Origin of the sequence: Sulfitobacter donghicola DSW-25 = KCTC 12864 = JCM 14565 (assembly GCF_000622405.1) — a bacterium.
Lineage (GTDB): Bacteria > Pseudomonadota > Alphaproteobacteria > Rhodobacterales > Rhodobacteraceae > Sulfitobacter > Sulfitobacter donghicola.
Window position 1 is genome coordinate 2877358 of the sequence record NZ_JASF01000005.1, and the last position, 15288, is coordinate 2892645.

The window sequence follows — 15288 nt, forward strand, 5'->3', positions numbered from 1 at the left end:
AAAGCCATATAGGTTAAGGGCAAGGGGCAGTACCATGGGTATCACGAATTACACTGGCGTTATGCGGCGTATGCTGCTGGGCGCAGTGATGTCTGGCGGTCTTGTCGCTTGTGCACCTGAATTTGCAAATCACGGCTATATTCCGCCACAGGAAGATCTGGACCAGATTGTTGTCGGCGTTGATACGCGCGCATCTATTGAGGAATCCATCGGTGTTCCTTCCACAGCGGGCGTCGTTAATGACAGCGGCTTTTACTATGTTCGCAGCCGTAAAAAGACACTGGGCCCCCTTGCTCCCAAGGAAATCGAACGGCAGGTTCTTGCGATCAGCTTTGATAGTGCGGGCGTGGTCAGCAATGTAGAACGCTTTGGCCTAGAGCGCGGACAAGTTGTGCCGCTTTCACGGCGTGTGACGACTTCGGGTGTAGAGAATAACGGATTCTTGCGGCAGTTGCTGGGTAACCTTGGGCGTTTCAATCCTACTGCGTTGGCTGGTTAATTTCATACGATTGCAATGCAATTTGTGCGAAACTACGCGGGATGATTTGTCAGCGGGTTTCGTATGAAGGTCTTTAGCCGAGGGAAATACAGCGTCAGGCGGGCGCAGGGGCAGGGTGATCTGGCCCGTGCGCTGGCGCTCAGGGCGCTCTGCTTTGGGGCTGCTGGGGGTGTTGCTGACACTTTTGATGACAGTTCCGAAAATGTTTTGGTCGAAGAAATCCAAAGCGGCACGTTGGTCGCGGCGTTCCGGATGTCTTTGCTAAAGGGCGCGCGAATCGAAACATGTTATGCATCGCAATTTTACGATCTGTCTGCATTGGCGAAATATGACGGCCTGATGCTCGAGCTCGGACGGTTTTGCATTCACCCCGACTATGGCGATCCGGATATCTTGCGGGTCACTTGGGCGGCGTTGACGGCCTATGTGGATGAGACAGGTGTTGAGATGTTGTTTGGCTGCTCTTCCTTTGCGGGCACCAATGCGGCGCCCTATGAGGATGCTTTTGCCTTGCTCAAGGCGCGCCACCTGCCGCCAAAACGCTGGTTGCCGCGGGTAAAGGCCAAATCCGTGTTCCGCTATGGGGCCCAGAAAGGGGTAAAACCCGATTTGAAACGCGCAAATGAAACCATGCCCCCTTTGTTGCGCACCTATCTCATGATGGGCGGCTGGGTCAGCGACCATGCTGTTGTCGATCATGTCATGGATACCTTGCACGTGTTTACGGGGCTTGAGATTGGCGCGATCCCTCCGGCGCGCAAACGGCTGCTGCGTGCACTTGTATGATTGACGTTTTGGCGTGCGCGCATTAGGCGGCATACATGGCACGCGCACCCGTTTTACAACTCTCCGATATCGGCCTCACCTTTGGTGGGGATCCTGTTTTTGACGACCTTTCGTTGGTGGTCCAGTCTGGCGATCGGCTGGCTTTGGTGGGGCGCAATGGCTCTGGCAAATCCACATTGATGAAAGTCATGGCCGGTTTGGTCGAGGCGGACACAGGCATGGTCACCGCCGGACCCGGTGTGAGTGTGGGCTATATGGAGCAAGACCCTGATCTTACAGGGTTTGAAACCTTGGGCGATTTTGCATCGCATGGTCTGGAACCAGGTGAGTTGTATAAGGTTGAACGCGCGGGCGAGGGGCTCAAGTTTGATCCCGAACGCCCTGTAGCAACTGCATCTGGCGGAGAGCGGCGCCGCGCGGCCTTGGCCCGCCTGATGGCGCTAGAGCCCGAGCTGATGTTGCTGGACGAGCCGACCAACCACCTAGACATCGAAGCCATCGCGTGGCTTGAGGATGAGCTGAAATCCACCCGCGCGGCCTATGTCATCATCTCCCACGACCGCGCGTTCCTGAACGCGCTGACACGGGCCACTCTTTGGATTGATCGCGGTGCCGTGCGCCGCCAAGAGATTGGTTTTCAAGGGTTTGAAGCATGGCGCGATCAAGTCTGGGAAGAAGAAGACATGCAGCGCCACAAGCTGAACCGCAAGATCAAGGCGGAGGCGCGTTGGGCGGTTGAAGGCATCTCGGCGCGGCGCAAGCGCAACCAAGGCCGCGTGCGCGCCTTGCAAGAGTTGCGGGCCGAACGTGCAGGCCAGATCAAACGCCAAGGGACAGCGGCCATGGCGCTGGAGGCAGGCCCCAAGTCTGGCCGCAAGGTCATGGAAGCGACTGGAATCACAAAGGTTTTCGGCAATAAAGTTATCTTGCACGATTTCTCTCTGACGGTGAACCGTGGGGATCGTATTGCCCTTGTCGGCCCTAACGGAGTGGGGAAAACGACCCTGCTGAATATGTTGATCGGGAAAGAACAACCTGACAGCGGTGAGGTGAAAATCGGCACCAATCTGGCGTTGGCGCTGTTCGATCAGGCCCGTGCGCAGCTGGACGGAGACATGACCCTGTGGGACAGCCTGACGGGCGACCCAGAGATGCGCGTCAGCGGTAAGGCGGATCAAATTTTAGTGCGCGGCAACCCCAAGCATGTCGTTGGTTACCTTAAAGAATTCCTGTTTGATGAGGCGCAAGCGCGCGCGCCTGTTCGCTCGCTTTCGGGCGGTGAAAAGGCGCGTCTTTTGTTGGCCAAACTGATGGCGCGGGAAAGCAATTTGCTGGTCCTCGATGAACCGACAAACGATCTGGATGTGGAAACGCTGGACCTGATGCAGGAACTGTTGGGCAGCTATGACGGGACGGTCATTCTGGTGAGCCACGACCGTGACTTTTTGGACCGTGTCGCCGCCACTACCATCGCCATGGAAGGTGACGGGAAGGCCACTGTTTATGCAGGCGGGTGGAGCGACTATATCGCGCAGCGCGGCATGACGGATTTTTCTGAAAGTGTTGTAAAGTCAAAGACTTCGGCGCCCAAAAACCAGCCAAAGGCGAAGGCGCAAACAGGGCTTAGCTTTACCGAAAAGCACCGCCTTGAGGCGCTGCCAGCCGAGATTGAACGCTTGGGTGCCGAGATTGCCAAGCTCGAAGAGCTGCTGGGCGATCCTGCCTTGTTTACCGAGCAACCCGCCAAATTCCAAAAGGCCAGCGACGCGCTGGTTCAGCGTCACGCCAAGCTGGCGGATGCGGAAGAAGAATGGCTGATGCTGGAAGAAAAAGCAGGGGCCTAAAGCCTGTCACACACTGTGCACCAAACGTACACTGGGCGTGCACAGGGGAGGGTTTTGGTGATTGTTTCTGTTTATTGCCGTGCGGATCTCTAGGAGAAACTGTTCTATGATTAAAATTCTGCTACTTCCTGTTTTGATCGTGTTTTCGTGTCTTCTTGCAGGATTATACGGGGTCGTTAACAACCAGATATCTTATAGTGTTTCCTCTGGCTATTTTCACGAGTTTAAATTCATTCAGTTCGGCATTGAGCCAGCCTTTCACAATAGGGTCGGAGCCAGCATTGTTGGCTTTCTAGCCAGTTGGTGGATGGGGGTCCTTATCGGGCTGCCGATCTATTTTGCGGCTCTGTTTGTCAGGGGAGCGCGGAAGTTTCTGAGTGTCTTTCTAAAGGCTGCTCTTATTGTTGTTGCTGTTACGCTTTTGACAGGGATTACGGCGCTTGTTGTTAGTTACCTGAGCCTTGATGCAGATACATTGCCACCGTGGATGCAAAATCGCGGAGTAGCTGATCCGTTGGCCTTCGCTCGAGCGGGTACAATGCATAATTTCAGCTATTTGGGGGGCGGCATAGGTTTGTTGATCGGGTTTGCCTATACGATTTGGCAAGCATGGCGGCTGCGAAAAAACAAACCAATTTCGTGAAGATAACCGACTCCAGAAAAATCCGCAGATGTCAGCCTGAACATTTGCGGATTCTTTGGCCCTTCGGTCGGGGATCAGCGCATGCGCAGGGCGCCGTCGAGGCGGATGACTTCGCCGTTCAGGTAACCCATTTCAACGATGAACTCGACCATACGGGCGTATTCGTTTGGATCGCCTAGGCGGGCGGGGTTTGTGACCTCGGCGGCGAGGCTGTCTTGAACCTCTTGGGGCAGCCCTTTGAGCATGGGCGTGGCAAAGATACCGGGGGCGATGGCCATGACGCGGATGCCGGATTGGGCAAGGTCGCGGGCCATGGGCAGGGTCATGCCGACGATGCCACCTTTGGAGGCTGCATAGGCGACTTGGCCTTTTTGGCCGTCGAAAGCGGCGATTGAGGCGGTGTTGACGATCACGCCGCGTGCGCCATCGGCTTCGGGTTCGTTTTTGGCCATGGCGGCGGCGGCAAGGCGGGCGATGTTAAAGCTGCCGACAAGGTTGATGTCGATGGTTTTTTGGAAAGCAGACAAAGGGTGCGGCCCATCGCGGCCAGTGGTTTTGATGCCCAAGGCAATGCCCGCGCAATTCACGGCAGCGTTTAGGCCGCCCATTTGGTCCTGCGCTTGGGCAATCGCGGCCTCGACCGAGGTCTCGTCTGTTACATCTGTTTCGACAAAATGGCCGCCGATGTCTTTGGCGACTTGGGCGCCGCGTTCGGCATCGCGGTCCAGCAAGGTGACTTTGGCGCCTTTTGCGGCGAAATGGCGGGCGGTTGCTTCACCAAGGCCCGAGGCACCTCCGGTAATGACGGCGGATGTTGTCGAAATATGCATCAGTTTCCCTCCCTGATTTGAACGCTTGTTCAGATAATCACGTGCGCCCTTTACGCGCAAGGGGGGACCAGCGCAGCCAATTGCCGCCGGTTTGAATGGGATGCGCGCCAGCGCGGGTTTTAAACCGATCGATGCCTGCGGTTGTTAAAGGCCCAAGATCAATAGTGTTGACGCCTTTGCCGCTTAGGGTTTTCATCGCCTGCCAGAGGACAAGGTTGTGTGCGTGCACCTTGCGCCCGTCATCCGTGGTAAAGCCGATATGATAGGTTGCGCGTTTTCCATGAGATAAAAACAGCATGTAGGCGACAGGGTGACCCCGCAGCAATGCGGTAAACAGATGTGTTTGGTCTGGTGAAGCTTCCGCAAAGGCGAGGATCAGCGGTGCGGGTAGGTTACGGTAACCGCGTTCGCGCGCCTGCTTCGCCTCGCGTTCAAAAAGGGAGTGATCGGGCGTTAACCGGCGGTGAACGACACGCAGGGGTGCTTTTTCAGCTTGGCCTAACTGGTGGCGCCATTTTTGGTGCAGGGCGGCGCGGTTGGTTGTATGGCAGGGGCTAACTGGCAATTGCAACATTGTGCGCGGGGCGGCGATGCGGATGGCGCGCGCAACGTCAACAGATGTTTCAGGCGATAGGATCAAGGGCAGGCGATGCTGCCGAATTTCAGCAAGCTGCGCGTCCAGATCCGCCGGAGGGTTGATGCGCGGCAACATCAGCAGGGGCACCCCCGCAATGCGCCGTTTCAGCAGCGTGGTACCATCGGGCAGTTTCAGGGGTTTTTCACCACAACTGCGCAACGCGATCGCAAATGCGGGATCTTGAAACAGAGAATGGGCGGTGGACGTGGGGGCAGCATCAAACATGCGCCCAGTATGAAAGTCGCGTGGTTAAAGCAGGCTTAACCACGCGAGGTTTTTAGCCCAATTCGACCAGCGCGTGGCGCTTTTTGCCTGCCGAGAGTTTGAGGGGCGAGGCAAGGGCCGCCGCGTCGATCATCAGCCCTGCATTGGTGAGGGGTTCATCGTTGAGGCGTGCGCCGTTTTCAGAGATCAGGCGTTTGGCTTCTTTGCCTGATCCTGCGAGGCCTGATTTCACAATCAGCTGCACAATCGAGATACCATCGCCAAGGTCGTCTGCCGACAGGGTCAGGGTGGGCAGGTCATCGCCCACGCCGCCTTTTTCAAACACTTCGCGCGCGGTTGCTTCGGCGGCGGCGGCGGCCTCTGCGCCGTGCAGCAGGGTTGTGACCTCATTGGCGAGGCGGATTTTCGCTTCGTTGATCTCGGAGCCTGCCAGCGCGCCGAGGCGGTCGCATTCATCCACGGGCAGCTCTGTGTACAGCTTGAGGAAGCGGCCCACATCCGCGTCCGTGGTGTTGCGCCAGAACTGCCAGAACTCATAGGGCGACAGCATATCAGGGTTGAGCCAGATCGCGCCGGATTGCGATTTGCCCATTTTCTTGCCGTCAGAAGTGGTCAGCAGCGGCGAGGTAAGGCCATAGACTTCGCCATCAATCACGCGGCGGGTCAGGTCGATGCCGTTAACGATATTGCCCCATTGGTCCGAGCCCCCCATTTGCAGGATGCAGCCATAGCGGCGGTGCAGCTCCATAAAGTCATAGGCCTGTAGGATCATGTAGTTGAACTCAAGAAAGCTGAGGCTTTGTTCGCGGTCCAGACGGGATTTGACGGATTCAAAGGACAACATGCGGTTGATGCTGAAATGGCGGCCAATGTCGCGCAGGAAATCGAGGTAGTTCAACCCGTCCAGCCATTCGGCATTGTTGATCATCAGCGCATCCGACGGCCCGTCCCCATAGGTGAGGTAGGCCGAGAAGACCTTTTTGATGCCGGCGATGTTGGCGTCGATTTGTTCAGGCCCCAGCAGGGGGCGTTCATCGGCACGGAAGGAGGGATCGCCCACCTTTGTTGTGCCGCCGCCCATCAGGGTGATCGGCTTGCCGCCTGTTTTCTGCAACCAGCGCAGCATCATGATCTGGATCAGCGATCCCACGTGGAGGGATTTCGCCGTTGCGTCAAAACCGATATATCCTGGCTGGGCGCCTTTCATCAGGGCTTCGTCGAGGCCTTGATAGTCGGTGCAGTCGGACAGAAAGCCACGCTCCATCATAACGGCGACGAATTCGGATTTTGGATGGTATGTCATGGCGCTTGCCCTCAACGTAAATTGCAGGGCATCTATAGGGCGAGCAGGGCCAAAGGAAAAGGCAAGATTATGGGCGCAGGCACAAAGGGACAGGCGATTGCCAAAACGGGTGTGGTGACAGCGGCGGGCGCGATGTCGGGAACATCGCTGGACGGGGTCGATGTGGCGGTGCTGGAAACCGACGGGCATGACATCGTGGCGTTCGGGCGCAGCGGCTATCGTGGCTATAGCGCGGACGAGCGTGAAGCCATCGCCGCGGGCTTTGGTCTGTGGCAGGGCGCGGCGGTTCAGGATGCGGCTAAGGTCACCGAGGCGGCGCATCTGGAGGTGCTGCGCGATTTTACAGATGTGGATCTGATCGGTTTTCACGGCCAGACGCTGGCCCATGCGCCACGGGATCAGGGCACCTTGCAGGTGGGCGATGGAGCGCTGTTGGCGGATGCGCTGGAGGTGCCAGTGGTCTGGGATTTCCGCTCGGCCGATGTTGAGCTGGGCGGCGAGGGCGCGCCGCTGGCGCCGTTTTTCCACCACGCTTGCGCGCGCTATATCAAGGCAGACGGGCCGATTGCCTTTTTGAATTTGGGCGGTGTTGGCAACCTGACTTGGGTTGATCCGGCCGTGGCCGAGCCGCAGGACGAGGGCGCTTTGCTGGCGTTTGACACAGGGCCTGCCAATGCGCCTGTGAATGATCTGATGCAAGAGCGCCTTGGGCTGGCCTATGATAAGGACGGCGCGGTGGCGCGGGGCGGTGCCGTTGAAACCGGCGCGCTAGAGCTGTTTCTGGCGGAGCCCTATTTTGCACGCATCCCGCCCAAGTCACTGGACCGTAACGATTTTGCAGAAATGGTTGCGCTAGTGCGCGAGCTGTCGGATGCGGATGCTGCCGCGACCCTTACCGCCATGTGCGCCGCAGGAGTGGCCGAGGCGATGCAGCATTGCCCCAGCCCGCCCAGCCGCGTTTTGGTGACAGGTGGCGGGCGCAACAATCCTGTTTTGATGCAAATGCTTGCCGTGTCGCTCGACTGTCCCGTTGTGCCGATTGAAGAGGTGGGGTTGGACGGGGATATGTTAGAGGCGCAGGCCTTTGCCTATCTTGCGGTGCGGGTTGCGCGTGGGTTGCCCACATCATGCAGCGGCACAACGGGGGTGAGTGCCGCCGTTGGGGGCGGCACGGTGAGTGTCCCGCAGGGGTAGGCTAGCAGGTTTTATCAGCCGATATCTGGAACTTTGGCGCGGCCCAGCTGCGTTTGTGCTGGCGCACGCAAAAGCTGTCGCCAGCCTGTAGGACTGGGCGCACATTGAGCGGGCCGAGCTGATGGGCTTCGCCCGTGTTGAGGGTAAAAGAGATGGTCCAGAGGTCTGGGCCTGCTTCTGGCACTTCGGGGGTGACCTTGGTTACGGTTGCGGGCAGCACCTGAATGCTGCGGGTGCTGTTTTCGATCAAGGCGAGACCGCCGAGGAGGATCACGCCTGCGAGGGCGATGGTACGTTTACGGCTCATGGGGTCTCCTGATTATTTGGGGAAAGGGGGGCCTCAAAGAAAAACAGATGCGGCAGGGCGATCTCTGGGACGTCTTGATAGGGGCCGCGTTCGGAAAAGCCCAAGCTGGCATAAAGCGCGCGCGCGGGCGCGAGATTGACGGATGTGTCCAGAACGATGCGTTTGAACCCGTCGCTGCGCGCCTGATCCATCAGCGCGTGGATGAGTTTGCGCGCCGCGCCGTGGCCGCGTGCCTGTGGCGCAACAAAGAGGCGTTTGATCTCGCTTGTCTCGGGGTCTAGCGCGTGGGTCATGGCGCAGCCAACGGGGGCGCCGTCTAGCGTTGCAATCAGGATGATGCCGTTTGGGCGGGCGTGGGTGTGTTCCAACGCGTCCATCAGGGCGGTGTATTTAGGGACGGGATAAAATGTCTCGGTCAGTTCGGCCTCGATCGGGGAAACACTGGCGAGGTGGGTGCGGTAATCCCAGCACAGCTTGCGCACGGCCTCTAGATCGGCAGGGGACGTGGCGGGGCGGATTTCGATCATTTTGCGGTTCCGAAAAGAAAAGGGGCGACACCGAATGATGTCGCCCCGAATGGTAGTTTCCTGCGGCTGGTTTGACCAGCTTACTTGAGGATGCTGCGGCCTGCGTATTGTGCGGACTCGCCCAGTGCTTCTTCGATGCGGATCAGCTGGTTGTATTTCGCGAGCCTGTCGGAGCGCGCCAGTGAGCCGGTTTTGATCTGGCCACAGTTGGTCGCAACGGCGAGGTCTGCAATGGTTGCATCCTCGGTTTCGCCCGAACGGTGGGACATTACATTGGTAAACCCTGCGCGATGGGCCATGTCGACCGCCTTAAGAGTTTCTGTCAAGCTGCCGATTTGGTTGACTTTTACCAGCATCGAGTTCGCGGCCTTGCGCGTGATGCCTTCGGCGAGGCGAGCAGGGTTTGTCACAAATAGATCGTCGCCAACCAGCTGAACCTTGTCGCCGATGGCGGCGTTCAGGGCGATCCAGCCGTCCCAGTCGTCTTCGTGCATGCCGTCTTCGATGCTGATGATGGGGTAATCGTTTACCAGCGCCTTGAGGTAGTCTACGTTTTCCTCGGAAGACAGTGTTTTTCCTTCACCCGCAAAGACATAGGAGCCGTCCTTGTAGTATTCAGACGCTGCGCAATCAAGCGCGAGGTGAATGTCATCACCTGGCTTGTAGCCAGCTTTTTCGATGGATTTCAGAATGAAATCAAGTGCATCACGGGTGGAGTTGATGTTTGGGGCAAAGCCGCCTTCATCGCCCACACCTGTTGCAAGGCCCGCGTCGGAGAGTTCTTTTTTCAGCGTGTGGAAAACTTCGGCGCCCATGCGCACGGCGTCACGGATGTTTTCCGCAGCGACGGGCATGATCATGAATTCTTGGATGTCGATGGGGTTATCTGCATGTTCGCCCCCGTTGATGATGTTCATCATCGGCACGGGCAGGACGCGCGCAGAGGTGCCGCCAACATAGCGATACAGCGGCTGGGTGCAGAAATCGGCGGCGGCTTTTGCAGCGGCAAGGGAAACGCCGAGGATCGCGTTTGCGCCAAGGCGTGCTTTGTTTGGGGTGCCGTCGAGTTCGATCATGGCTTCGTCCAGATCAACCTGTTCGGTGGCGTCCATGCCCACCAAAGATTCGGCGATTTCACCATTCACGGATGCGCAGGCCTCTAGAACGCCTTTGCCGAAATAGCGGGATTTATCGCCATCGCGTTTTTCAACGGCCTCATGGGCCCCAGTGGAGGCACCAGATGGCACCGCAGCGCGGCCCATTGTGCCGTCTTCGAGGACCACATCAACTTCGACAGTGGGGTTGCCACGGCTGTCGAGAATTTCGCGGGCGTGGATATCAATGATTGTGCTCATGGCAGCGTTCCTTGGGGCAGATCAGTTACGTTGGGCCTGTCTTATAGGGCGCTGTCACGCATTGGAAGGCTTGGTCGTGACTTTGCGGCGCTGTTTGCGCTCACGCAGGACGGTATAGATGCCAGAGGCCACGATGATCGCGGAACCCAGCAGGGTATACAGGTCGGGGCGTTCGTTAAAGAAGGCGATCCCGATGATCAGGGCAAAGATCAGGCGGCTATAGCGGAAGGGGCTGACAAAGCTGACTTCGCCGATGCGCATGGCGGCGACGATGGCGTAATAGGCGAAGATACCCATGACGACAGCGGCAATCATCAGGGTGATGAGAAAGCCATTCATCGGCTCAAAGGTTTTGCCGGTGATCATGAGCATGAGCAGGCCAGCAGGGATGAGCACGAGAAACCCCAAAAAGCTAAGCTGCATTGTGGAAAGGGCTGGCGTGACCTTGCGTGTGGCCACATCGCGCGCTGCAAGGCCAAAGACGCCGCCCAAGGCAAAGAGCGACAAGGGCGAGAACCCCTCAAGTCCGGGGCGGATGATCATCAAGACACCAAAGAACCCCGCAAAAATCGCGCTCCAGCGGCGCCAGCCCACGGTTTCGCCCAAGAAAAGCGCGGCCGCCAGCGTCACCACCAGTGGTGTCGCCTGTAAAATGGCCGAAGCCGTTGAAAGCGGCGTGAATACGATGGCAGAGATAAAGCACATGGTGCCGACGATCTCGCCCACGCCGCGCATAACAACGGGGCCGGATAGCATATCGCGTTCAAACAGGGCGCGCCCTTGGGATAGGACAATCGTGCCAAAAACAGCTGACCCGCCGATGCCAAGCAACAAAATGATCTGCCCGATTGGCAAAGCACCGCCCATCAATTTGATAAAGCTGTCCTCGATCGCAAAGCCCAGCATGGCCACAACCATAAATATCGCGCCGCGTAAGTTATCCATTTGAGGAAGGCTCCGTTATGTTTGGAGTTTGATGCGCTTTTGTTGAGGGATGAGCAAGGGGGTGTGTTGTATAGGGGGGGGGGCAATCGCCCGCAGCCGTTGACTTATCTCGTGATAAGGCCCATGTGGGGCGCAGGGCGTGCCTTCTGTCGCGTGAGCAGGCTGTGGAATTCCACAGGGTAATGCCGCCCCTTGTTCCCAAAATCACGCGTGGGGCAGACGCATCCGGACAGGGGCAGGGCAGTTGGCCCGTTCCTGTGATCCGCTGTTGCGCACCACGATGATAAGCGCGCAGGCATCTGCGGCGCGAAAGATGAGATATAGATGAGCGATTTCGACATGATGGAGCTGCCCTCAGCTCTGGTGAAACGACTGGCGGCTATGGGGTTGAACGAACCCACGCCGATCCAGAAACAGGCGATCCCGCATGGGATCAATGGCCGTGACGTGATGGGCTTGGCCCAGACGGGCACGGGTAAAACGGCTGCTTTTGGTATTCCGCTGATTGCGCGGATGCTAGAGCTGGAGGGCCGTCCGAACCCTAAATCCGTGCGCGGCCTTGTCTTGGCCCCGACACGTGAACTGGCCACCCAGATCAGCGTCAACCTGCGCGGTTTTGCCGAAAACACGCAGATCAAGGTGGCGATGGTTGTGGGCGGTCAAAACATCAACACCCAGATCAAGCGTCTGCACTCGGGCGTGGATATTCTGGTGGCGACGCCTGGTCGTTTGCTGGACCTGATGGATCGCCGCGCGGTGCGTCTGGACGAGGCCAAGTTTCTGGTTCTTGATGAGGCGGACCAGATGCTGGACATGGGGTTCATCCATGACTTGCGCAAAATCTCTCAGGTGATCCCGAAAACCCGCCAGACATTCCTGTTCTCGGCGACCATGCCAAAGCTGATGAACGAGATCGCTAATAGCTATCTCAACAGCCCGATCCGGATCGAAGTGTCGCCTCCGGGTAAGGCGGCGGATAAGGTCACCCAAGAGGTGCATTTCATCGCCAAGGCGGAGAAGAAATCCCTGCTGATCGAGCTGTTGGAAAAGCACAAAGGCGAGCGGGCCTTGGTGTTTGGGCGCACGAAACACGGCTGTGAAAAGCTGATGAAGGATCTGGTGAAAGTCGGATTTGATGCGGCCTCGATCCACGGGAATAAATCGCAAGGTCAGCGCGATCGTGCGATTGACGGGTTCAAAAAGGGTGACATCACGGTTCTGGTGGCAACGGATGTTGCGGCGCGCGGATTGGATATTCCTGACGTAAAGCATGTCTATAACTATGAGCTGCCCAATGTGCCGGATAACTATGTTCACCGTATTGGCCGCACCGCGCGGGCGGGCAAAGACGGCGCAGCCGTTGCGTTTTGTGCGCCCGACGAGATGGGCGAGCTGATCGACATCCAGAAAACCATGGGCATTCGCATTCCTGTGGCCTCTGGCCGCGCATGGGAAAGCCATGAGATCCCCGACAAGCCAAAGCAAAAAGGCCGCGGTGGCCGTGGTCGCGGTGGCGGCGGTGGTGGCGGCCGTTCGCAAGGGGGCGGTGGTCGTCCTCAGGGTGGCGGCGGCGGTGCGCCTGCGGGGGGCAAGCCATCAGGCCAGCGCCGCAGACGGCGCGGTGGTGGCGGTGGTGCCAAATCTGGCAATGCTGCATAAAACAAAATAAAAAAGGCGCCCCGAGAGGCGCCTTTTTCATGTCTTGTAACCTTGGTTTTAGGTGTAAAGCGATGGCACGCCGAGTTGCGCGTGGATGTCGTTTACCTGAGCTGGCTGTAGGCCATAGGCGGTTGCCAGTTTGTGCAGGTATTGCGCTTCGGCTTGGCTGTCCAGATCAATGGCCATGACGCTCATCGCGTAGGTCTGTTGGCCCATGCCTTCGGGGGTTTGGGCAACCAGCGCGTCGATGTCGACAGGCGCCTGTAGCTGTGCCTGAACAAAGGCGGCTTCCTCGGCGTCTACCTCACCCAGTTGGCCCAGCAGCTTTTCCTTTTCAGACTCGTCAAACGTGCCGTCGGATTTGGCGGCTTGGATCATCGCGGAAAGCATCAGCGCGGCTGCGGCTTCTTGGTCTTGGGAGGGGGTGATCGCAGGCTCTGGTGTTTGGTCGAACTGAGAGTTCAGGACCGCGCCAAAGCTTTCGTTGGTTTCAGCAGGGGCTGCGCCCATGGCACCACCAAGGCTGCCGAGCAATCCGCCCGCGCCCGCAGCACCTGCCAAACCACCGAGCAAACCACCAAGGCCGCCCTGTGCAGCAGTGCCGCCTTGGGCGCCGCCCAAGCTTTCGAGCAGGCCGCCAAGGCCGCCGTTACCAACAGCGCCGCCAGCCGTGCCGCCGCCCAATAGACCGCCGAGCATATCCTGAAGGCCACCGGCACCCGCCGTACCCGCAGCACCTGCGCCGCCAGCCAAGCCGCCCAGCAATCCGCCCAGACCGCCAGCCTGAGACGTGCCGCCCTGTTGGCTGCGCTTCATCATCGCGCCTGCGCCTTTGGCTACTGCTACGCCTACGGCCACTTTGGCCAGTGTTTTCATAAGGCTCATGTGAGAGCTCCCCCTAAGTTGAATCGGTTACGTGCCATTTATTGCATATTTCCGCAGGAAGGGCGTGGGGGAAAACACGGCATCGGGCTGCATTGATGTTTCAGTGTTGGTATGCGCTGTGCAAGCCTATGAAATTTGGGGCAGAAATTAGCACCTGTTGGGGCGTTGCCCTTGCGGCATCTGCCGTAGATTTGGCGTGTAACCAGCTTGATCAACTGGCGCTGAGGTGCCCTTTAGGTGCCGCAGAAGGTTGCGGGGACGATTTCGGATTGTGTGGGGGGCTTTGCCAGCTCGGGGTCGGTGAGGGCAAAGGGCGTTGAGAGCGCCTGCATCAGACGCTCAAACGGTGCCATATCGCCTGCCACGGCGGCTTGGATCATTTGTTCGATGCGGTGATTGCGCGGGATGATCGCAGGGTTTGCGGCATCCATGACCTGTTGGGCGTCCTCTAGCGGGGCGATGCGTGCCGCGTGGCGTGTGGCCCAAGCATCAAAGGCGTCGCGGTCGGTGAACTGGTCCCGTGCCTCAGGCGTAGAGAGGGCGCGGAAGCTGTTGGTGAAATCTGCGCCGTCTTTTTGCATCAGGTCCAAAAGGTCTTGGATCAGGTCGGTATCGGCCTCGGTCGGGGCGCTGATGCCGATCTTGGCGGCAAAGCGCGACAGCCACGCGGCCTCGATCTGGTCGGGCATGGCGTGGATGATGGCGGTTGCCTCTGCCGTGGCGGCGTCTTTGTCGTCAAACAGCTGGATAAGCGAAGTGGCAAGCTGCGCCATGTTCCACATCACCATGTTGGGCTGGTTGCCATAGGCATAGCGGCCCTGTTGGTCGATCGAGGAAAACACGCGGCCCATGTGGAAGTCATCCATAAACGCGCAGGGGCCGTAATCAATCGTTTCGCCCGAGATGGTGCAATTGTCGGTGTTCATCACGCCGTGGATAAACCCGAATGACATCCATGCTGCGATCAGCTCGGCCTGTTTGGCGCAGGTGGCGCGCAGCAGGCCCATCGGGCCATCGGCCTCTGGATTGTGGCGCTGGATCGCGTAATCGGTGAGGGTGCGCAGGTTTTCCGTTTGGCCACGGTGGGCAAAGACCTGAAACGTGCCGACGCGCAGGTGGCTGGAGGCGACGCGGGTTAGGATTGCACCGGGAAGCAGACCTTGTTCGCGGTAGATGTCTTCGCCTGTGCTCACCGCCGCGAGGGCGCGGGTGGTGGGCACGCCAAGGGCATGCATCGCTTCGGAAATCACATATTCGCGCAGCACAGGCCCCAGCCAAGCGCGGCCATCGCCGCCACGGGAATAGGGCGTGCGGCCTGAACCTTTTAGTTGAATTTCGCGCTGTATGCCTTTGGTATCTATGACTTCTCCTAAGAGAATGGCGCGGCCATCGCCGAGTTGCGGATTGAAGTTGCCGAATTGGTGGCCCGCATAAAGCTGGGCCAGAGGCTCGGCGCCTTGGGGTATGGTATTACCTGAGAAAACCTCGGCCAGATTGTCGGTGGTTTCGATCGTTAGGCCAAGGTCTGCGGCGAGTTTTTCGTTAAATTCCAATAGCTTTGGGGATTTAACGGATGTTGGATTGATGCGGGTATAGAACGCTTTGGGGAGGGCTGCATAGCTGTTGGCAAAGGGGATGCGCATGGGAAT

General features: G+C 58.4%; 15 protein-coding genes. 6 read left to right on the forward strand and 9 right to left on the reverse strand.

Going from position 1 to position 15288, the window contains the following annotated elements:
* The first annotated feature begins 34 nt into the window (after positions 1 to 34).
* The 4 genes from Z948_RS0115285 to Z948_RS0115300 all read left to right on the forward strand — a co-directional run bounded on the left by Z948_RS0115285 (position 35) and on the right by Z948_RS0115300 (position 3772).
* Complete coding sequence (locus Z948_RS0115285) at positions 35 to 499, forward strand: outer membrane protein assembly factor BamE (protein WP_025060432.1); 465 nt, start codon at positions 35 to 37, stop codon at positions 497 to 499.
* A gap of 63 nt (positions 500 to 562) precedes the next feature.
* Entirely contained in the window at positions 563 to 1285 is a 723-nt protein-coding gene (locus Z948_RS0115290; RefSeq protein WP_025060433.1) for a GNAT family N-acetyltransferase, read from the forward strand.
* A gap of 35 nt (positions 1286 to 1320) precedes the next feature.
* Complete coding sequence (locus tag Z948_RS0115295; protein ID WP_025060434.1) at positions 1321 to 3129, forward strand: ABC-F family ATP-binding cassette domain-containing protein; 1809 nt, start codon at positions 1321 to 1323, stop codon at positions 3127 to 3129.
* Between the two features lie 106 nt (positions 3130 to 3235).
* Positions 3236 to 3772, forward strand: coding sequence for a hypothetical protein (locus Z948_RS0115300; protein WP_025060435.1), 537 nt, complete (start codon positions 3236 to 3238; stop codon positions 3770 to 3772).
* A 74-nt stretch (positions 3773 to 3846) separates the two neighbouring features.
* Here the strand turns inward: Z948_RS0115300 and Z948_RS0115305 are convergent, their stop codons facing one another.
* The 3 genes from Z948_RS0115305 to tyrS are packed head-to-tail and all read right to left on the reverse strand — an operon-like array spanning position 3847 to position 6767.
* Positions 3847 to 4602 carry an SDR family NAD(P)-dependent oxidoreductase gene (locus Z948_RS0115305; protein ID WP_025060436.1) on the reverse strand — a complete coding sequence of 252 codons (756 nt, stop codon included), beginning with the start codon at positions 4600 to 4602 and terminating at the stop codon, positions 3847 to 3849.
* Between the two features lie 37 nt (positions 4603 to 4639).
* Complete coding sequence (locus Z948_RS0115310) at positions 4640 to 5464, reverse strand: GNAT family N-acetyltransferase (protein WP_025060437.1); 825 nt, start codon at positions 5462 to 5464, stop codon at positions 4640 to 4642.
* A gap of 52 nt (positions 5465 to 5516) precedes the next feature.
* Positions 5517 to 6767, reverse strand: coding sequence for a tyrosine--tRNA ligase (gene tyrS, locus Z948_RS0115315; protein ID WP_025060438.1), 1251 nt, complete (start codon positions 6765 to 6767; stop codon positions 5517 to 5519).
* Positions 6768 to 6836: 69 nt separating this feature from the next.
* Between tyrS and Z948_RS0115320 the strand changes: the two genes are divergently transcribed.
* The gene (locus Z948_RS0115320; RefSeq protein ID WP_025060439.1) at positions 6837 to 7961 is read left to right on the forward strand and encodes an anhydro-N-acetylmuramic acid kinase; all 1125 of its coding nucleotides are present in this window, start codon (positions 6837 to 6839) and stop codon (positions 7959 to 7961) included.
* Position 7962: 1 nt separating this feature from the next.
* Here Z948_RS0115320 and Z948_RS0115325 read toward each other — a convergent pair whose 3' ends face one another.
* The 4 genes from Z948_RS0115325 to Z948_RS0115340 form a co-directional block, all read right to left on the reverse strand.
* Complete coding sequence (locus Z948_RS0115325; protein ID WP_025060440.1) at positions 7963 to 8268, reverse strand: hypothetical protein; 306 nt, start codon at positions 8266 to 8268, stop codon at positions 7963 to 7965.
* A complete protein-coding gene (locus tag Z948_RS0115330) occupies positions 8265 to 8795 on the reverse strand; it encodes a GNAT family N-acetyltransferase (RefSeq protein ID WP_025060441.1) in 531 nt (176 codons plus the stop codon). Before Z948_RS0115330 ends, Z948_RS0115325 begins: the two co-directional genes overlap by 4 nt.
* Positions 8796 to 8875: 80 nt before the next feature.
* Positions 8876 to 10150 (reverse strand): phosphopyruvate hydratase, encoded by a 1275-nt coding sequence (gene eno, locus Z948_RS0115335; protein ID WP_025060442.1) that lies wholly within the window; start codon positions 10148 to 10150, stop codon positions 8876 to 8878.
* A gap of 54 nt (positions 10151 to 10204) precedes the next feature.
* Entirely contained in the window at positions 10205 to 11095 is an 891-nt protein-coding gene (locus Z948_RS0115340) for a DMT family transporter (protein WP_025060443.1), read from the reverse strand.
* 324 nt (positions 11096 to 11419) lie between these two features.
* Between Z948_RS0115340 and Z948_RS0115345 the strand changes: the two genes are divergently transcribed.
* Complete coding sequence (locus Z948_RS0115345; protein ID WP_025060444.1) at positions 11420 to 12754, forward strand: DEAD/DEAH box helicase; 1335 nt, start codon at positions 11420 to 11422, stop codon at positions 12752 to 12754.
* 57 nt (positions 12755 to 12811) lie between these two features.
* Here the strand turns inward: Z948_RS0115345 and Z948_RS0115350 are convergent, their stop codons facing one another.
* Positions 12812 to 13639: a tellurite resistance TerB family protein gene (locus Z948_RS0115350; RefSeq protein ID WP_025060445.1), complete on the reverse strand. Its 828-nt coding sequence runs from the start codon at positions 13637 to 13639 to the stop codon at positions 12812 to 12814.
* Between the two features lie 233 nt (positions 13640 to 13872).
* Positions 13873 to 15288 carry a protein adenylyltransferase SelO gene (locus tag Z948_RS0115355; RefSeq protein ID WP_025060446.1) on the reverse strand — a complete coding sequence of 472 codons (1416 nt, stop codon included), beginning with the start codon at positions 15286 to 15288 and terminating at the stop codon, positions 13873 to 13875.

Coding starts and splice junctions, on each gene's coding strand:
- Z948_RS0115285 (WP_025060432.1), top strand. CDS start 35: ATGGGTATCACGAATTACACTGGCGTTATGCGGCGTATGCTGCTGGGC.
- Z948_RS0115290 (WP_025060433.1), top strand. CDS start 563: ATGAAGGTCTTTAGCCGAGGGAAATACAGCGTCAGGCGGGCGCAGGGG.
- Z948_RS0115295 (WP_025060434.1), top strand. CDS start 1,321: ATGGCACGCGCACCCGTTTTACAACTCTCCGATATCGGCCTCACCTTT.
- Z948_RS0115300 (WP_025060435.1), top strand. CDS start 3,236: ATGATTAAAATTCTGCTACTTCCTGTTTTGATCGTGTTTTCGTGTCTT.
- Z948_RS0115305 (WP_025060436.1), bottom strand. CDS start 4,602: ATGCATATTTCGACAACATCCGCCGTCATTACCGGAGGTGCCTCGGGC.
- Z948_RS0115310 (WP_025060437.1), bottom strand. CDS start 5,464: ATGTTTGATGCTGCCCCCACGTCCACCGCCCATTCTCTGTTTCAAGAT.
- tyrS (WP_025060438.1), bottom strand. CDS start 6,767: ATGACATACCATCCAAAATCCGAATTCGTCGCCGTTATGATGGAGCGT.
- Z948_RS0115320 (WP_025060439.1), top strand. CDS start 6,837: ATGGGCGCAGGCACAAAGGGACAGGCGATTGCCAAAACGGGTGTGGTG.
- Z948_RS0115325 (WP_025060440.1), bottom strand. CDS start 8,268: ATGAGCCGTAAACGTACCATCGCCCTCGCAGGCGTGATCCTCCTCGGC.
- Z948_RS0115330 (WP_025060441.1), bottom strand. CDS start 8,795: ATGATCGAAATCCGCCCCGCCACGTCCCCTGCCGATCTAGAGGCCGTG.
- eno (WP_025060442.1), bottom strand. CDS start 10,150: ATGAGCACAATCATTGATATCCACGCCCGCGAAATTCTCGACAGCCGT.
- Z948_RS0115340 (WP_025060443.1), bottom strand. CDS start 11,095: ATGGATAACTTACGCGGCGCGATATTTATGGTTGTGGCCATGCTGGGC.
- Z948_RS0115345 (WP_025060444.1), top strand. CDS start 11,420: ATGAGCGATTTCGACATGATGGAGCTGCCCTCAGCTCTGGTGAAACGA.
- Z948_RS0115350 (WP_025060445.1), bottom strand. CDS start 13,639: ATGAGCCTTATGAAAACACTGGCCAAAGTGGCCGTAGGCGTAGCAGTA.